The following is a 17,447-nucleotide window of genomic DNA, read 5'->3' on the forward strand; positions in this document are numbered from 1 at the left end:
TCATGGAATTTACTTTTTATATCGCCGGTCTGGTTGCTGTTTTAGCAACTTTGAGGGTGATAACCAATACCAATCCAGTGCATGCGCTACTGTATCTGGTGGTTTCTCTGCTGGCACTGTCAATGGTGTTCTTCTCGCTAGGCGCGTATTTCGCGGGTGCGTTGGAGATTATCGTTTACGCAGGCGCCATTATGGTTCTGTTTGTTTTCGTGGTGATGATGTTGAACTTAGGGCGCTCTGTACAAGAGCAAGAGCGCGCTTGGTTAACACCGAAAACGTGGATAGGTCCCGCAGTGCTATCTGCCGTTTTACTGGGCATTTTAGTTTACGGGATCACTAGCCTTTCTCACCAAGATAAAACGGAAGGTGCAATTATCACGGCGAAAGAAGTGGGTATCAGTTTGTTTGGTCCTTACGTCTTAGCGGTTGAATTGGCATCGTTATTGTTGCTCGCAGGTTTGGTTGTTGCATTCCATGTGGGTCGTGACCGTTCAGAAAACAGTGCTGATCTTGTCAGCAACAGCCGTAATGCGGGGGAGAAACAATGATACCTCTTCAACATGGTCTGATTTTAGCGGCAATTATTTTCGTAATGGGACTTAGCTGCCTCGTTATTCGCCGCAACCTGCTTTTCATGCTGATCGGACTGGAAATCATGGTGAACGCAACGGCATTAGCCTTTGTGGTCGCGGGCAGTTTTTGGGGGCAACCAGATGGTCAGATTATGTATATTCTGGCAATCACTCTGGCGGCAGCGGAGGCGAGTATTGGATTGGCGTTGTTACTGCAACTCCATCGTCATCGTCAAAACCTGAACATTGATAAAGTCAGTGAGATGCGCGAATGAACTTACTCTATTTAACGATTCTGTTCCCGCTGTTAGGGTCTGTGCTTCTCGCATTTTCCCGCGGTCGTTGGTCAGAAAATGTATCCGCGATTATCGGCGCAGGCTCAGTGGGTCTCGCCGCTCTAGTTGCATTTTATGCTGGTTCTGAGTTTCTAACTCATGAAGCTGGGTATGTTTATCCACAAATGTTATGGACTTGGATGTCTGTGGGTAATTTCACTATCCCATTTAGCTTATCCCTCGATGGTCTTTCTTTGACCATGTTAGGTGTGGTAACGGGTGTGGGCTTCCTTATTCATGTGTATGCCTCTTGGTATATGCGTGGCGAGGAAGGTTACTCACGTTTCTTCACTTACACTAACCTGTTTATCGCGAGCATGGTGGTATTAGTGCTGGCCGATAACATGATGCTGATGTATCTCGGTTGGGAAGGGGTAGGGCTGTGCAGTTATCTGTTGATTGGTTTCTATTACACCAACCCAGAAAATGGCAAAGCAGCGATGAAAGCCTTCTTCGTGACCCGTATCGGTGATGTGTTCTTGGCTATCGGCATGTTTATCCTGTACAACGAACTGGGCACATTAAACTTCAGCGAAATGGCGCAACGTGCAACTCAGCTGTCACCAGAAGGCTTATCCATGCTGAACTGGGCAACGCTGATGTTACTGGGTGGTGCTGTGGGTAAATCGGCTCAGTTACCATTACAAACATGGTTAGCCGATGCAATGGCAGGTCCAACACCAGTTTCTGCATTAATCCACGCCGCAACCATGGTAACGGCAGGTGTGTACTTAATCGCACGTACTCATGGGTTATTCCTGTTAACGCCAGACATTCTGCATTTAGTGGGTGTCATAGGCGCAGTAACGTTACTGTTTGCAGGCTTTGCTGCACTGGTACAAACGGATATCAAACGTGTTCTTGCTTACTCCACCATGAGCCAGATTGGTTACATGTTCTTGGCGCTGGGTGTTCAAGCATGGGATGCGGCAATTTTCCACTTAATGACACACGCCTTCTTCAAAGCGTTACTGTTCCTGTCCGCAGGTTCGGTGATCATCGCGTGTCACCACGAGCAAAACATCTTCAAGATGGGTGGGCTGCGTAAGCAAATTCCATTCGTTTATATTGTAATGTTAATCGGTGGTAGTGCATTGGCAGCGTTGCCGCTGTTTACCTCTGGTTTCTACAGTAAAGATGCCATCTTGTGGGGCGCGAAAGTGGATGGACAAACTGTGCTGTTATGGGCAGGTATCATCGGTGCTCTGATGACCGCTATTTATACCTTCCGTATGATTTTCATCGTGTTTCATGGTGAAGCAAAAATCAAAGCGCATAAAGTTAAAGGCATCACTCACACCGTACCACTGGCTATTTTGGCTATCCTCGCGACCTTTGTGGGTGCGATGATCCATCAGCCATTAGAGGGCGTTTTCCCTGCAAAACCAATGGAAGCTGGAGACGGTAAACTGTTTATCGAAGCTATCTCGGGTGGTTTTGCTATCGCTGGTCTGCTGATTGCGACGTTCCTCTACCTGTTTAGACGTTCTATCGTTGATGCGATTGCTAAGACAGCGATTGGTCGTTTCTTCTCAACGTGGTGGTATCACGCATGGGGCTTCGACTGGCTGTATGACGTTATCTTTGTGAAACCATTCAAAGGTATCGCATGGTTGCTCGAAAGCGATCCGATTAACTCACTGATGAATATCCCTGCACATCTTTCACGTTGGGCAAATAAAGGGCTAGCAGTGAGTGAAAACGGTCAGATCCGTTGGTATGTTGCCTCTCTGGGGCTGGGTGCAGTGCTGATTCTTGCTCTGCTGCTTTTGGTTTAATTAAGGGACACATTGCGCCATGCAATTATATTGGCTAATACTTATTCCCTTTATCGGTGCCCTGCTAAGCTGGCAGGCTGACCGATTCAGTCACCGCGCACCTCGTTGGGTTGCGCTGGGGACAATGGGAACGACGCTGATCCTCGCAGTACTATTTTGGCTGCAAGGGGACTATTCGCTGGTAAACCCACAAGGTATTCCAGAGTGGCAGAATACATACTCAACTGAGTGGATCCCTGCGCTGGGTATCAACTTCTCGCTAGCGGTGGATGGGTTATCTCTACTAATGGTGGTATTAACGGCCATTATGGGGGCGTTCTCCATCCTCAGTTCGTGGAGCGAACAGCAAGAAAACCAAGGTGCTTATCACTTTAACCTGCTATGGATTATTGCGGGTGTGATGGGGATCTTTACTGCGGTTGACCTGTTCTTATTCTTCTTCTTCTGGGAGATGATGCTGATTCCGATGTACTTCCTGATTGCGAATTGGGGACACAAAGGTTCAGGTAACCGTCAGCATGTGAATGCCGCGACAAAATTCTTTATCTATACACAAGTCAGCGGTTTGATCATGCTGGTGTCGATTATTGGCTTAGTTATCGTTCACTTTATTGAGTCCGGTGAGCTGACATTCGACTATAACTTGTTACTGGGTACGGAAAGCGCGCTGTCTGGAACGACTAGCTTCTTACTGATGCTGGGCTTCTTTATTGCTTTCGCCGTCAAAATGCCATTAGTGCCATTCCATGGGTGGATGGCAGATACCCAAGAACAATCGCCAACTGCGGGTTCCGTGGATATCTCCGGTATCATGCTGAAAACAGCGGCATATGGCTTATTACGCTTTACGTTACCTCTGTTCCCAGAAGCGTCACTGCAATTTACACCTGTGGCGATGACACTGGGTGTTATCAGTATCTTCTACGGTGCATGGTTAGCGTTTAAACAGACAGATATTAAGCGTTTAGCGGCGTACAGTAGCTTATCTCATATGGGATTTGTCACTGTGGCTATCTACGCAGGATCAACGCTGGCGTATCAAGGCGCTGTGGTCCAAATGATCACAAACGGTCTGTCCGGTGCAGCGCTGATTATTATCAGTGGTCAGCTTTACGAGCGTACTCAAACGCGTGATATGCGCATGATGGGTGGGTTATGGAAGCGCATCAAATGGTTACCGGGTTTATCCTTGTTCTTTGCAGCAGCAACGTTAGGTATGCCAGGCACAGGTAACTTTATCGGTGAATTCATGATCTTCTTCGGTAGCTTCAGCCAATTCACATTAGTGACCTGCATTATGGTATTTGGTGTGGTGTTTGCCTCTATCTATGCACTATGGATGATGCAGCAGACTTACTACGGAACGCCGAAATCAGACACTGAACTGAAAGGGCTAACCGCCCGTGAGTTTGGTGTTCTACTGGTTCTGGCGGCTTTATTGGTTATCATTGGTTTCTACCCTCAGCCTATCTTGGATACATCAGCGGGCTCGATGGAAACACTGCATAACCTGTATTCTGCTTCACTTTCAACACAAGGGTAGTAATTCGCCATGACAATAACACCTTTAGAATTGTTAGCAATGCTGCCGTTGATCCTCGTTGGATTAACTGCAGTGATTGTGATGCTGTCAATTGCGTGGCGGCGCGATCATTTAACCAGTGCCGCGATAACAGTGGTTGGCTTTCTTTTAACGCTAGTTTCACTGATTTGGGTTTACGGTTATACCTTTCCGACAGAGCTAGGCGAAGAAACACTCCTACCAAGAGCAGTGACTTCACTGCTGTTAGTTGATGGTTTTGCACTGTTCTACTCAGGATTGGTTCTGATCGCGGGTATGGGTACGGCTATCTTTGCTTATCATTGGTTAGAAGGTTTTAATGATAACAAAGAAGAGTTTTACTTATTACTGACCATTGCAGTAACCGGTGGAGTGTTACTGGGGATGTCGAACCATATGGCGTCGATGTTTATCGGTATTGAATTGATCTCTATCCCACTGTTCGGTTTAGTGGCTTATACCTTCGAACGTAGTCGCACTTTAGAAGCGGGTATCAAGTACATGGTGTTATCCGCAGCAGCCTCTTCATTCCTGCTGTTCGGTATCGCTTTGTTATACGCAGAATCAGGCAGCTTAAGCTTTAGCGTCGTCGGTCAAAGTTTAGCGAATAGCAGTGTTCATGCTCCGCTGATTTTAGTTGGTTTAGGAATGATGATTGTGGGCTTTGGCTTTAAATTATCGCTGTTCCCATTCCAATTATGGACACCTGATGTTTACCAAGGTGCGCCAGCACCGGTTGCAGCTTTCTTAGCAACGGGCAGTAAAATCGCTATTTTTGCCGTATTGGTTCGTATCTTCTTAGAAGCACCAATCGCCCATACAGATGGACTGGCGCAAACCGACACATTATTAGTGGTTGTCGGTGTGATTGCAGTCGCTTCGATTCTGTTTGGTAACTTATTAGCACTAACTCAGAAGAGCGCAAAACGTTTACTCGGTTATTCATCCATCGCACATATGGGTTACCTATTGGTGACATTAGTGGCAATGCGTGTTGATGCTCAATTAGCACAAGTCACTATTGCTATCTATCTGGTGAGCTACTTACTGGCAAGTTTGGGGGCATTTGGTGTGGTCAGCGTGATTTCAAGCCCATACCGTGGTGATGACCAAGATGATTTTAGTGCGTTCCGTGGTTTATTCTGGCATAAGCCGGTATTAGCGTTGGTCATGACGGTAATGCTGTTATCTCTGGCGGGTATTCCAATCACACTCGGATTCATCGGTAAGTTTTACGCGATTCTTTCTGTGGTTTATGCGGAACTGTGGTGGTTAACGGGTGCTATCGTGGTAGGTAGTGCATTAGGGTTATTCTACTATCTGCGCTTTATGGCGAGCTTATATAGCCGTGATGCAGAGCATGCAGATCGTTATACTGGCCCAGAAAAAATGACATTAGGCACAGTGTTTGCTGCTGTGTGTGCAATTGCGGTGATTGTGTTTGGTCTGTGGCCACAACCGATTATTAATATTGCAACATTAACAATGGCGGCAGTGAACTAAGTTCTTATCTGCTTCAAGTAAAAGCCCCGTTACTTTACAGTAACGAGGCTTTTTTTAATCCGGTAATTGCCGTTGATATTGGTATTCAATGTCATTTAAATAGGTCATGAACATTTGACTCATGGTTTTAATATGTTCAAGATTTAGGCACTCTTCAGATATCTTTTCACTCATAAAACCACACCAAGATTCCCAATAGGATTTTAAAGCGCCAGTCTGTGTGATAATGGTTTGTTTGTGGCTCTCAATTTGGCTAATATCATTGGCATAGCTTATGATTTGGGAGATCCGAAATATATTATTATCAATCGTATTGATTTCTTCACGTGCTTCAATAATTTGGTCACTAACATAGATTCTGACATCCACAAGTTGGGAAAACTCAAGCCCATCATCAACCATAGTGAGTAGGTTACGTATATAACTAATAGCGGCTTTTAAAATATCTTTTTTATTGGGTTGAATATCAATAGAATCAATTAGCTCTTTACCCTGAAAATACTTATCGAAGAAGTCTGTAATTCTATGCTTTAAGATAATCTCTTCTGCTGCAAGAATAATCGAAAGATGATTGTTTAATTCATTAATTTTTGATTGTTTTCCATTTTTAGAATTAACCAAAAATTCTTTTTGTTTCAGATATTGAGAATGTTTCAATTTATTAGGTTCATTTAAATGGAATACTAGTAGTGATTCTAGAGCATAGCGGGTTTTTGCAATAAGCTTTTCCAACTCTGATTTAATATCTAATAAGTCATCAATAAAGCCAGTCATGACTATCTTCCGTCTAATGTCTGAGTAGTCATCATTATTGTCCTCTAATGTAAGTAACTCATAGGCATCATTCTTTATAATGTAATTTAGTTTTATTTTCAGAATAGGGACTGAATTGCGAATGAGTTCATTAAGCCTTTCAACTTTAGCAGCAATTTTTTGAATTCGACCATAGATGATATAATCATAATTGAGAATATTTTTATTGAAAGAGCTAATACTATTTGAAATACACCTTAATTGATAAATATCAATGGAGGGTAACATAGGTAAATCAAGATTACCATGCATATTAACGCCTTTTATTGTGAATTTTTTTCACTGATTTGTAGCTCGTCAAATAGCTTAATCAAATGAATTGAATAGTCTTGAATAGCGGACCAAGACATGATGATACGTTTGAATTGCGTGATAAATTGGATCAGTTTTTCTGCATTATTTATCCTTGCAAATATATCAATAGATTGTTTGATTTCTGTGAGGATCACCAGCCACATATAATCTAAATGGTCAATTGCGAGACGAGCATCTTTAAATAAGCCATCAATTTTCTGTAAATTAATTTGGATATCGAAAATGGTTTTTTGTAATAACTGCTCTTGATGCAATTTATGGTTTATTTCTTCAATCTCTTTAATCAGCATATTTTTTCGATGACGAATATTTTCTGCTTTTGAACCAAAAATACTGCCTGTGATGATTAAACCTATAATGCCGCCTGCAAGTCCTGTAAAGCAGAGTTTGACAAAGTGGCTATATTCTTGCTCGAGTTGGTGCAGTTCATTTTTCTTAAAAGTAATCAATTCTTTTAAGAATGACTCATTATTACTTGGATCCTCTTTAGATTCTAATTGTTGATATAGTCCTTTTAAAGTGAAAAGTAATGATTCTACATGGGTATAGTCTGAAAGATATCCACCAGTAATATAGGCGCGAAAATCAGAGACTGTATTTTTAATATGAATGGTTTTAATTGACTGTTGTTTTATATCTCCTTTAATTAAATGTAAAATACTTAAAAGTTCAGTGGCAATTTGTTGGTCATCATTTTGATAAGTAATCTGACTTAAACTTTCTTCAGATAAATCCTCTAAGGTATCAGAAATTTTTTTAATAATCGGCATGTGATTAATATATTCAAGAACTTGACCGCCAGTTTGCATGATATTTCGACTTGTTAGCGATAAATCGACGGATTGTTCTTTAACTTTCAATTCGACATTATTCCAGGAATTAGCATGCTTGCGAATATCAATGATGATATCCATTAGTTCAATTGCAGGAAGTGATGCGCTATTTTCATCATTAATGCCAAACCATTTTAAGATGTCACTGTCTTTTACCGGAAGTGCCAATGCGAATTGAACATGCCGATGAATACTGATGAGGTCTTCAAGGGTGAATATACCCGCTGATCTTGCGGATAGAGAATCTTGATTGGTTAATAATGCGAGAGTTGCGTCACCAATACTTTCCTTTTCAATGATTCTGTCATAATTAAACTGAGTATTCATTGTGGATTTCCAATTAATTGAATGAAGATAGAATGATAAAATTAGAAAACTAATTATCTTTTCACTTATATGACGATTTGTTTTTTGAATATTTCATTGTTAATAGTTGTAATTTTCTAATCATAATGAGTTTTTAATGGTCATGATCAGGAGGATTTACTCTTTCAAGTTTATAGTTCATAACCTACTAGAAACGTAGAGCTTACGTTGATATTAAAAAATGAAAATCCTCGCTAAAAAATAACTCCTTGGTTGTAGTTTTTAATATTTAACAATTAATCTAGTTACCGTTATTCAGACAGGTAAAAATGCGAATCATGTAAAAAAATAGATTTCTATATTCAAATTAAAAGTACTGAAATAGAAAGTCTATCCTCTAAAAAAAGATAAGAATAAAAATAATTTATAATATAAATTATTGCTATTTTATATTTTCTATCTGTTTCTGAGATTTTCATTTAAAGTGAGATAGCGAGAAAAAAGCTTACTTAACATTTTGATAATCAATAATTTTTGTGATCTTAAATGACTTGCAAAGTATCACTTTCGCTCTCTTTGTGGCTGTTTTTTGAACGGATTATGTCATTAATAATGAATGTGTTAATAAATTACATTGCGATATATAATAATTATAAGTAAATCGATGTCGTTGTGATGTAGCAGTGGGAATCTAAAGTGACAAAAACAAAAATTGATAAATTATTAACTGAAATTCTGAATCATTTGTCGACATTAGTACTTAATCCTCACGAATATACCCGTTTAGTGTGGCAAATGGACACGAAAGAGGTATTCCCAGGGTTAGCATGGTTATCAGCCCAAGATAGCTATCCTCAGTTTTATTGGTATCATCGTACCGGTTCCGAAGAGTGCAGTGCTCTGGGGACGGTAAGATCGTTTAATTCCATTACTGATGCCGAACAATTTATCGCTGAACATGCAGAAATGCCGGATATGCGATTATGGGGTTTGAATGGTTGGAACGCAGTGGGTGAAGGGATTAGCGATGCGCTTAAACGGGAATCCGCATTCTATTTTTTACCTCGCTTAGAAATATTTCGTTTACGTTCCGCCGTTACGGTGACATTAAACATCGACGGTGCTGAAGACATAACGCATGCAATGGCATTTTTACAGCAGCTGAAATCAACATCGAATACGTTGTCTATACTATCAACTGAGATTATTGGGCAGCAACATATCCCCGATCATGATGAATGGTGTGAGCGATTAACTGGCGCTATCCAAGATATGCGCGCAGGTAAAATGGAAAAAGTCGTGATGGCGAGGGAAACGAAATTATCGTTAACCCAGCCTATTACTGTCGCTGAATTTTTATCCGCCAGCCAAAAGGTCAATCATCATTGCTACCATTTCATGATGGCCTTTAGTGCTCACTCAGGGTTTATGTCATCGACGCCAGAACGCCTTTATTTGCGCCAAGGAACTCAACTTAACTCAGAAGCATTAGCCGGAACCGTCGCAAATCATACTGATGATGTGATTGCGGCTGAAAATGCTAAGTGGTTAATGGAAGACAGTAAAAACCAACATGAAAATTTGGTGGTGGTTGATGATATTTGCCAACAGCTACAAGGTGCAGTTACAGGTATTGACGTTTCATCTGCAAAAGTTATCCGCCTTCGAAAAATCCAGCATTTGTATCGCTCTATCGCGGCGACATTATTAACGCCTTCGGATAGCGACTGTTTACAACGTTTACAACCAACGGCTGCGGTCTGTGGTTTACCTCGCTCAGTGGCACGTGAGTTTTTAGCTCAGCATGAACCGTTTTCTCGAGGATGGTATGCGGGAACGGGAGGTTTTGTCAGCTTGAATCGAAGTGAATTTGCGGTTTCGCTGCGTTGTGCTCAAATTGATAATAGACAAATTTCGCTCTATTCAGGCGCGGGGATTGTGAGAGATTCAGATCCTGAACAAGAATGGGAAGAAATTGAAAACAAAGCTGCTGGGCTAAAGTCCTTACTCAAAACACACTAAAAACCCTATAGCTAAAATGGTTATTTCTTTTTTATTTTCAATTAGTTCATGAAAAATTGTTCTGAGATCAAGAAATTTTTCTTAATCCTATTACACTCAGCATCATGAATAATTTACCGAGCACATTATGTCTAATTCAGCATTTAATCTCCGTTGGGCTGAGGTAATTATTGAGGCGCTCGCCCGTCACGGAATGAAAAATATCTGTATTGCACCAGGATCTCGTTCCACACCATTGACATTGGCAGCGATCAATAACACGAAACTTCATTGCCATACGCACTTTGACGAGCGCGGATTAGGGCACCTTGCGCTAGGGCTTGCGAAGGCGAGTAGCGAGCCTGTTGGCGTTATTGTGACTTCAGGGACTGCGGTAGCCAATCTCTATCCGTCTCTCATTGAAGCTGGATTAACAGGGGAAAAAGTTATTTTTCTCACCGCCGATAGACCGCCTGAGTTGATTGATTGCGGGGCGAATCAGGCTATTCGCCAAACTCATATTTTTGCGAGTCATCCTTTCGAAAATTTAATGTTGCCAAGACCAACCCGTGATATTTCCGCAAAATGGCTGGTTTCTGCGATTGATAATGGGATGAATCAGTTGCGACATGGTGCATTCCATGTGAATTGCCCTTTTGCTGAGCCATTGTACGGAGAAACAGAAGGCGATACTGACTGGCAGGCAAGTTTAGGTGATTGGTGGCAATCATCCCATCCATGGTTGATTGAGCCATTGACCCATACTGTAGCTCTGGTTGCTGATTGGTATTTCTGGCGTCAGAAAAAAGGCGTGGTAGTCGCTGGGCGTATGAGCAGCAGTGATGGCGAGCTCGTGGCTAAATGGGCTGCCGAATTGGGGTGGCCACTTATTGGTGACGTACTTTCTCAAACCGGGCAGCCTTACCCTTGTGCTGATTTATGGTTACTGCACCCGAACGCTAAGGCTTGGCTAGATGAGGCTGAATTAGTGGTGCAATTTGGTTCAAGCCTGACTGGAAAACGCGCATTGCAATGGCAAAGTCAATGTCATCCCCAAGAGTATTGGATAGTGGATTCAATACCGGGACGTTTAGACCCAGCCAATCATCAGGGGCGCAAGCTCACGTGCAGCATTAAAGGATGGTTGGAACAACACCCAACTCAGCCACGTAGCCCATGGTGTGCAGATCTTGCTGATTTAGCGAATCGTACTTCACAACATATTGAAATACAGTTGAAAAACCAATTTTCAGAAGCTGCTGTCGCGCATCAATTGCCCGATCTTCTTCCTCCTCGTGGGCAACTTTTTGTGGGGAACAGTTTAATTGTTCGTTTAATTGATGCCTTCGCCCAGTTACCGGCAGGATATCCTGTGTTCAGTAACCGTGGCGCAAGTGGTATTGATGGGCTGATCTCAACGATGGCAGGGGTGCAACGCGCTACCGCTAAACCGACATTAGGTATCGTTGGTGACATTTCAGCGCTGTATGACCTAAATAGTTTAGCGTTATTACGTGAGCCTTCTGCACCGAGCGTCTTGATTATCGTGAATAATAATGGTGGGCAAATATTCTCCATGTTGCCAACGTCACCTGAGGCTCGACAAAATTATTACTGCATGCCTCAAAATGTGAGTTTTGCTGGAGCTGCGATGATGTTTGGTCTGCAATATTGCGCCCCGACAGATTGGACAAGCTTAAAAGAGACGCTTGATGAATTTTGGCATAACCAGCACGGAACGCTGCTTGTTGAGCTGGTGGTTGACGGTGATGAAGGGGCTCGCACTCTGAAAAAATTACTGCAAGAAGTGGAAAGTTTGCCGTGTTAGCCGCGCACTGTTATCCCAGCCAAGAAAAAAATGACCAAACATCTTGGTTAGTGTTTCTACATGGGTTGCTGGGAAGTGCGGATGACTGGTCATCCATTGTGGAGGCTTGCCCTAATTACCCCCGTTTAGTCGTTGATTTACCGGGGCATGGTGACTCGTGTCACATTACTTGCCAAGGTTTTAGTGATTTTAATCAGCAATTGTCTCGCTTGCTGGAGCAGTACGCCGTTCAACGGTTTGTTTTAGTTGGTTATTCACTCGGTGCTCGTTTGGCGATGCATTTTGCCTGCTTTGCAAATCATAAAGGATTACAAGGCTTGGTGATTGAAGGTGGGAATGTGGGTCTACAGGATGTACAAGAACGCCAAGCTCGTGAGAGTCATGATCATCAATGGGCGGAACGTTTTCGCCACCAACCTATTGAGCGAGTACTGAATGACTGGTATCAGCAAGCCGTTTTTGCCGATCTTACCGACGAACAACGTGCTAATTTGGTTGCATTACGCGCCCTGAATAATCCCTTAGCCGTAGCGGATATGTTGGAAAATACCTCATTATCCAAACAGCCGTTTTTAGTCGAACCCTTGATGCATTTATCGGTCCCTTACTGCTATTTTTGCGGTGAAAAGGACCAAAAATTTCGAAGCGTTTCGCAACAATATGCATTGCCGTTTACGCTAATTAAGAATGCAGGGCATAATGCGCATCGGGAAAACCCCCAACATTATGTGATTGCACTTCACCATTTTTTATCACACTGTGGTTAAAGGAACTTGATAATGATTTATCCAAGCGAAGAAAAATTGTACGCACCGATTGAGTGGCAAGATTGCTCAGAAGGTTTTGAAGATATTCGATATCATAAATCCCCTGAAGGGATTGCTAAAATCACCATTAATCGCCCTGAAGTGCGTAATGCGTTCCGTCCACAGACCGTAAAAGAGATGATCCAAGCATTGTCTGATGCGCGTTATGATGACCATGTTGGCACAATTATCCTCACTGGCGAAGGCGAAAAAGCCTTCTGCGCAGGCGGTGACCAAAAAATCCGGGGTGACTACGGCGGCTACCGTGATGAAAGCGGCACACACCATTTGAACGTATTAGATTTCCAACGTCAAATTCGTACTTGTCCGAAACCTGTGGTAGCAATGGTTGCGGGTTTCTCTATCGGTGGCGGTCATGTTTTACACATGATGTGTGACTTAACTATCGCGGCTGATAACGCTATTTTTGGTCAAACAGGTCCAAAAGTAGGCTCATTTGATGGCGGTTGGGGCGCATCTTATATGGCGCGTATTGTCGGTCAAAAGAAAGCACGTGAAATTTGGTTCTTATGTCGCCAATACAATGCACAAGAAGCCTTAGATATGGGACTGGTCAATACCGTTGTTCCTTATGCTGATCTCGAAAAAGAAACTGTGCGTTGGTGTCGTGAAATGTTGGAAAACAGCCCAATGGCATTACGTTGCCTGAAAGCTGCCTTGAATGCTGACTGTGATGGTCAAGCCGGTCTGCAAGAATTAGCAGGTAACGCGACTATGCTGTTCTATATGACGGATGAAGGTCAAGAAGGTCGTAACGCATTCAACGAAAAACGTGCTCCAGATTTCTCTAAATATAAGCGTAATCCATAATGAGAAAAGCCAAACTTTACTCGTTCAGCCTGCCCATGGAGGCAGGCGTTATCCTTCGCTATCAACGACTGAAAACTCGAGATGGGTTATTAGTGTGTTTACAAGATGGGGATAGCGAAGGTTGGGGGGAAATTTCTCCTTTACCTGAATTTAGCCGTGAAACATTGGAGGAAGCAACTGCTGAAACCATCGCATGGCTAAATGGATGGGTGAATGAAGGCACAATGACGTCAAGCCATTTACCTTCTGTCGCCTTTGGCTGTAGCTGCGCGTTAGCGGAATTAACGGGCGAACTTCCTCAACAAGCCGACTATCGTAAAGCGCCGTTATGTAGCGGTGACCCTGACGATCTAATCCTCAGCCTTGATGCCATGGAAGGGGAAAAGGTGGCTAAAGTGAAGGTGGGGCTCTATGAAGCTGTACGTGATGGTATGGTGGCTAACTTGTTATTGGAAGCCGTTCCTGAACTCAAATTGCGTTTAGATGCTAATCGCAGTTGGACTCGGGCAAAAGCGGATGGCTTCGCCAAATATGTGAATCCTGATTACCGTAGTAGGATTGCTTTTCTTGAAGAACCCTGCAAAACCCGAGAGGAGTCTTTGCAATTTTCTGCGGATACCGGCATTGCCATTGCATGGGATGAAAGTGTACGAGAAGACGGTTTTAAAGTGGAAGCACAAGCGGGTGTTGCTGCGATCATCATTAAACCAACACTAACTGGCAGTTTGAGTTATTGTCGTTGTTTAGTGGAGCAAGCGCATCAGTTAGGTATGCAGGCCGTCATTAGCTCGTCCATTGAATCCAGCTTTGGTTTAACTCAGTTAGCGCGCATCGCAAATTGGCTGACGCCTGATACCATTCCGGGGTTAGACACTGTTTCACTGATCCAATCTCAGTTGATTCGACCATGGCCTGGGTGCCAAATTCCTGTTCAACAGTTAGATGAACTGACGGTTGTATGGCAGAGTTAACCCCATCTACTGTAACAGAATCCACGATTACACCATTCACTGACTGGCCTTGGCAGCACTGGGCCAGTCTTCAGCCAAATGCAACGGCATTACTGACTGACACTGAATCAGTCTCGTGGCATGAGTTAAACCAACATATTGCTGATTTAGTGACTTACTTTGCCATGCAAGGGGTGAGCGAAGGGCAATGTGTGGCGTTACGTGGTAAAAATTCGGTAGATTTGTTACTCAGCCAGCTAGCACTGATCGCTTGCGGGGTGAGGGTGTTACCACTTAATCCCCGTCTTCCTGAGCGGTTGTTAAATGACTTACTTCCGCATCTTGATATTAGCGCAGTGATTGATTTTACGAATGAGCACAATGTGTTATCGGATTATCGGCACTTGGATTATCAACTGCATGCTCATTTTACTGAGTATGATGATTTTCCTTCTATTTGTTTTCAGAATACCTATAAACAACCTGCAACGTTAATTTTAACCTCTGGCTCGACAGGGTTACCTAAAGCGGCCGTTCACAGTGTTTCAGCTCATCTCAATAGCGCAGCAGGTGTCCTTGATGCCATGAATTATCAACAAGATGATTGTTGGTTACTTTCATTGCCATTATTTCATGTTTCTGGTCAAGGCATTGTGTGGCGCTGGTTATTCAGAGGGGCAAAAATTGCCGTACGTTCAACACCATTATCCGAAGCGTTACAAGGTGTGAGTCATGCATCATTAGTGCCGACACAATTATGGCGATTGCTGAATGATACAATGCCTGAGCAAGTCGCATTAAAAGAAGTTCTACTTGGTGGGGCAATGATCCCAACGACATTAACTGAACTGGCTGCTTCGCATGGCATTGTCTGCTGGAGTGGCTATGGCATGACAGAAATGGCGTCAACGGTTTGCGCGAAACGCGCGGATGGTAAAAAAGGGGTTGGCTTACCACTTAAAGGTAAGCAAGTTCGCCTTGTGGATGAGGAAATCCAAATCCAGTCAGATAGTCAATCATTAGGATATTGGTTTGACGGGCAACTGCATCCCCTAAAACGGGTTGATGGCTGGTTTAAAACGAATGACAAAGGCGCATTCATAGAGGGTGAATATCAGATTTTAGGGCGTCTAGATAATCTGTTTATCAGTGGTGGAGAATGTGTCCAGCCTGAAGATATTGAGGCAGTCATTAATGGGTATCCTGATGTACACCAAAGCTTTATTATTCCGGTTGATGATGTGCAATTTGGACAACGACCTGTTGCGGTGATTGAAGCTGATGAATCAACTGACTTAAACATGCTGGCGGATTGGCTAAAAGATAAATTAGCACCCTACCAGTTTCCGATGGCATTTTACCGTTTAGACCCTGACTTGAAAGCGGGGGGAATTAAAGTGTCTCGCCAGCAAGTTAAGCGGTGGGTTTTGGCTCAACGTACCGTATGAAAAAATAAAGCGCTAGAGAATTCTAGCGCTTGGTATGTTTAAAACACAAGATTATTTCAGTGCATTCAACGCTTTTTCAACCCCAGCACCATATTCAGGGTGCACTTTCTTAAACAGGTCAATTTGACGTTTTTGTGTCTCTTCTGATGCTTCAATCAACTCACCAGCTAAACGTTGGAACATACGCTGATGTTCCGCATCATCCAGTAATTCATACAGAGCACGCGGTTGGCTGAAGTAATCTTCGTCTTCGCGATGATTCCAATGATCGGCTGCCCCTTCAATGGATAATGGGGGTTCGCTGTAATCTGGCTGCTCTTGGAACATTCCTGCGCTGTTTGGCTCGTAAGTGACGGTATTACCGCTATTTCCATCCACACGCATTGCACCATCACGATGATAATTGTGGAATGGGCAACGTGGTGCGTTAACTGGGATCTGATAGTGGTTGATACCTAAACGGTAACGCTGAGTATCCCCGTAAGAGAATAGGCGACCTTGCAACATTTTATCTGGGGAGAAACCGATCCCCGGAACGATGTTTGCTGGGCTAAATGCCGCTTGTTCTACATCAGAGAAATAGTTGTCTGGGTTGCGGTTCAATTCAAAATAACCCACATCAATTAATGGGTAATCTTTATGTGGCCAAACTTTGGTTAAATCGAATGGATTATAAGGTACGGTAGATGCCTCTTTTTCCGGCATGATCTGAATTTGTAAGTTCCAGCGAGGGTAGTCACCACGTTGGATTGATTCAAATAGGTCACGCTGAGAACTTTCGCGATCTTTACCAATTAATGCTTCAGCTTCGTCGTCCATCAGGTTTTCGATGCCTTGTTGGCTGCGGAAATGGAATTTTACCCAGAAGCGTTCATTGTTAGCGTTAATAAAGCTATAGGTGTGGCTACCAAAGCCGTGCATGAAGCGATAGCTTCTTGGCAGTCCACGGTCACTGACATCAATGGTTAACTGATGAAGAGACTCGGGTAAATGAGAGAAAAAGTCCCATTTGTACGCCATACTGCGCATGTTGGTATAAGGGCAGCGTTTTACCACATGGTTTAAATCAGGGAATTTTAGTGGATCGCGTAAGTAGAAGACTGGGGTGTTGTTACCGACCATATCCCAGTTACCTTCTTCGGTATAAAACTTCATCGCGAAGCCACGAATATCACGCTCTGCATCGGCAGCGCCGCGCTCACCAGCAACGGTAGAGAAACGAATAAACAGATCCGTTTTCTTACCGATCTCGCTAAATAATTTAGCGCGAGTATAGCGAGTAATGTCATGGGTTACCGTAAAAGTACCGAATGCACCTGAACCTTTGGCGTGCATACGACGCTCAGGGATCACTTCACGGTCAAAGTGGGCGAGCTTTTCCAAAAACCACACATCTTGCAATAACATCGGACCACGCTTACCTGCAGTCATCACGTTATTGTTATCCACAACAGGTGCACCTGAAGCGGTAGTTAGACCTCTTTTTTTCATCACAATACTCCCAAGCTATTAGATTTATAGACTACACAAAAGTAACTAACTGGATGAATATTTGTAGAATATCACT

Annotated in this window: 14 protein-coding genes; 11 read left to right on the forward strand and 3 right to left on the reverse strand. The window is 43.2% G+C overall.

Going from position 1 to position 17,447, the window contains the following annotated elements:
- The first annotated feature begins 2 nt into the window (after nucleotides 1-2).
- The 5 genes from nuoJ to nuoN are packed head-to-tail and all read left to right on the forward strand — an operon-like array spanning nucleotide 3 to nucleotide 5,749.
- Nucleotides 3-548, forward strand: a complete 546-nt coding sequence (gene nuoJ, locus PR766_RS00930) for an NADH-quinone oxidoreductase subunit J (protein ID WP_006660291.1) — start codon at nucleotides 3-5, stop codon at nucleotides 546-548.
- Nucleotides 545-847, forward strand: a complete 303-nt coding sequence (gene nuoK / locus PR766_RS00935; RefSeq protein ID WP_006660292.1) for an NADH-quinone oxidoreductase subunit NuoK — start codon at nucleotides 545-547, stop codon at nucleotides 845-847. Before nuoJ ends, nuoK begins: the two co-directional genes overlap by 4 nt.
- Entirely contained in the window at nucleotides 844-2,685 is a 1,842-nt protein-coding gene (gene nuoL, locus PR766_RS00940; RefSeq protein ID WP_006660293.1) for an NADH-quinone oxidoreductase subunit L, read from the forward strand. Before nuoK ends, nuoL begins: the two co-directional genes overlap by 4 nt.
- A gap of 19 nt (nucleotides 2,686-2,704) precedes the next feature.
- Complete coding sequence (nuoM, locus tag PR766_RS00945; RefSeq protein ID WP_006660294.1) at nucleotides 2,705-4,228, forward strand: NADH-quinone oxidoreductase subunit M; 1,524 nt, start codon at nucleotides 2,705-2,707, stop codon at nucleotides 4,226-4,228.
- 9 nt (nucleotides 4,229-4,237) lie between these two features.
- Nucleotides 4,238-5,749, forward strand: a complete 1,512-nt coding sequence (nuoN, locus tag PR766_RS00950; protein WP_006661368.1) for an NADH-quinone oxidoreductase subunit NuoN — start codon at nucleotides 4,238-4,240, stop codon at nucleotides 5,747-5,749.
- 54 nt (nucleotides 5,750-5,803) lie between these two features.
- Here the strand turns inward: nuoN and PR766_RS00955 are convergent, their stop codons facing one another.
- Together PR766_RS00955 and PR766_RS00960 are read right to left on the reverse strand one after the other, a co-directional pair.
- Nucleotides 5,804-6,814: an alpha-xenorhabdolysin family binary toxin subunit B gene (locus PR766_RS00955; protein WP_154636396.1), complete on the reverse strand. Its 1,011-nt coding sequence runs from the start codon at nucleotides 6,812-6,814 to the stop codon at nucleotides 5,804-5,806.
- An 11-nt stretch (nucleotides 6,815-6,825) separates the two neighbouring features.
- Nucleotides 6,826-8,037 (reverse strand): alpha-xenorhabdolysin family binary toxin subunit A, encoded by a 1,212-nt coding sequence (locus PR766_RS00960; RefSeq protein ID WP_036966141.1) that lies wholly within the window; start codon nucleotides 8,035-8,037, stop codon nucleotides 6,826-6,828.
- A 675-nt stretch (nucleotides 8,038-8,712) separates the two neighbouring features.
- On the opposite strand from PR766_RS00960, the gene PR766_RS00965 reads away from it, so the two are divergent.
- The 6 genes from PR766_RS00965 (at nucleotide 8,713) to menE (ending at nucleotide 15,880) form a co-directional block, all read left to right on the forward strand.
- Nucleotides 8,713-10,038, forward strand: a complete 1,326-nt coding sequence (locus PR766_RS00965; protein WP_230086839.1) for an isochorismate synthase — start codon at nucleotides 8,713-8,715, stop codon at nucleotides 10,036-10,038.
- A 127-nt stretch (nucleotides 10,039-10,165) separates the two neighbouring features.
- Nucleotides 10,166-11,845, forward strand: a complete 1,680-nt coding sequence (menD, locus tag PR766_RS00970; protein ID WP_006660299.1) for a 2-succinyl-5-enolpyruvyl-6-hydroxy-3-cyclohexene-1-carboxylic-acid synthase — start codon at nucleotides 10,166-10,168, stop codon at nucleotides 11,843-11,845.
- Nucleotides 11,839-12,612: a 2-succinyl-6-hydroxy-2,4-cyclohexadiene-1-carboxylate synthase gene (gene menH, locus PR766_RS00975; protein ID WP_224050407.1), complete on the forward strand. Its 774-nt coding sequence runs from the start codon at nucleotides 11,839-11,841 to the stop codon at nucleotides 12,610-12,612. The genes menD and menH overlap by 7 nt, the downstream gene beginning before the upstream one ends.
- Nucleotides 12,613-12,624: 12 nt before the next feature.
- Nucleotides 12,625-13,482, forward strand: a complete 858-nt coding sequence (menB, locus tag PR766_RS00980; protein ID WP_006660301.1) for a 1,4-dihydroxy-2-naphthoyl-CoA synthase — start codon at nucleotides 12,625-12,627, stop codon at nucleotides 13,480-13,482.
- Complete coding sequence (gene menC / locus PR766_RS00985) at nucleotides 13,482-14,453, forward strand: o-succinylbenzoate synthase (RefSeq protein WP_006661373.1); 972 nt, start codon at nucleotides 13,482-13,484, stop codon at nucleotides 14,451-14,453. Before menB ends, menC begins: the two co-directional genes overlap by 1 nt.
- Nucleotides 14,441-15,880, forward strand: coding sequence for an o-succinylbenzoate--CoA ligase (menE, locus tag PR766_RS00990; RefSeq protein WP_154636397.1), 1,440 nt, complete (start codon nucleotides 14,441-14,443; stop codon nucleotides 15,878-15,880). The genes menC and menE overlap by 13 nt, the downstream gene beginning before the upstream one ends.
- Nucleotides 15,881-15,931: 51 nt before the next feature.
- On the opposite strand, the gene PR766_RS00995 is transcribed toward menE, so the two are convergent.
- Nucleotides 15,932-17,371, reverse strand: coding sequence for a catalase (locus PR766_RS00995; protein WP_006661375.1), 1,440 nt, complete (start codon nucleotides 17,369-17,371; stop codon nucleotides 15,932-15,934).
- Between the last annotated feature and the right edge of the window lie 76 nt (nucleotides 17,372-17,447).

The organism is Providencia sp. PROV208 (assembly GCF_028479465.1).
GTDB lineage: Bacteria > Pseudomonadota > Gammaproteobacteria > Enterobacterales > Enterobacteriaceae > Providencia > Providencia alcalifaciens.

Bases quoted from the DNA above. Each gene is read 5' to 3' on its own strand.
- nuoJ (WP_006660291.1), top strand. From the start codon at position 3: ATGGAATTTACTTTTTATATCGCCGGTCTGGTTGCTGTTTTAGCAACT.
- nuoK (WP_006660292.1), top strand. From the start codon at position 545: ATGATACCTCTTCAACATGGTCTGATTTTAGCGGCAATTATTTTCGTA.
- nuoL (WP_006660293.1), top strand. From the start codon at position 844: ATGAACTTACTCTATTTAACGATTCTGTTCCCGCTGTTAGGGTCTGTG.
- nuoM (WP_006660294.1), top strand. From the start codon at position 2,705: ATGCAATTATATTGGCTAATACTTATTCCCTTTATCGGTGCCCTGCTA.
- nuoN (WP_006661368.1), top strand. From the start codon at position 4,238: ATGACAATAACACCTTTAGAATTGTTAGCAATGCTGCCGTTGATCCTC.
- PR766_RS00955 (WP_154636396.1), bottom strand. From the start codon at position 6,814: ATGCATGGTAATCTTGATTTACCTATGTTACCCTCCATTGATATTTAT.
- PR766_RS00960 (WP_036966141.1), bottom strand. From the start codon at position 8,037: ATGAATACTCAGTTTAATTATGACAGAATCATTGAAAAGGAAAGTATT.
- menD (WP_006660299.1), top strand. From the start codon at position 10,166: ATGTCTAATTCAGCATTTAATCTCCGTTGGGCTGAGGTAATTATTGAG.
- menB (WP_006660301.1), top strand. From the start codon at position 12,625: ATGATTTATCCAAGCGAAGAAAAATTGTACGCACCGATTGAGTGGCAA.
- menC (WP_006661373.1), top strand. From the start codon at position 13,482: ATGAGAAAAGCCAAACTTTACTCGTTCAGCCTGCCCATGGAGGCAGGC.
- menE (WP_154636397.1), top strand. From the start codon at position 14,441: ATGGCAGAGTTAACCCCATCTACTGTAACAGAATCCACGATTACACCA.
- PR766_RS00995 (WP_006661375.1), bottom strand. From the start codon at position 17,371: ATGAAAAAAAGAGGTCTAACTACCGCTTCAGGTGCACCTGTTGTGGAT.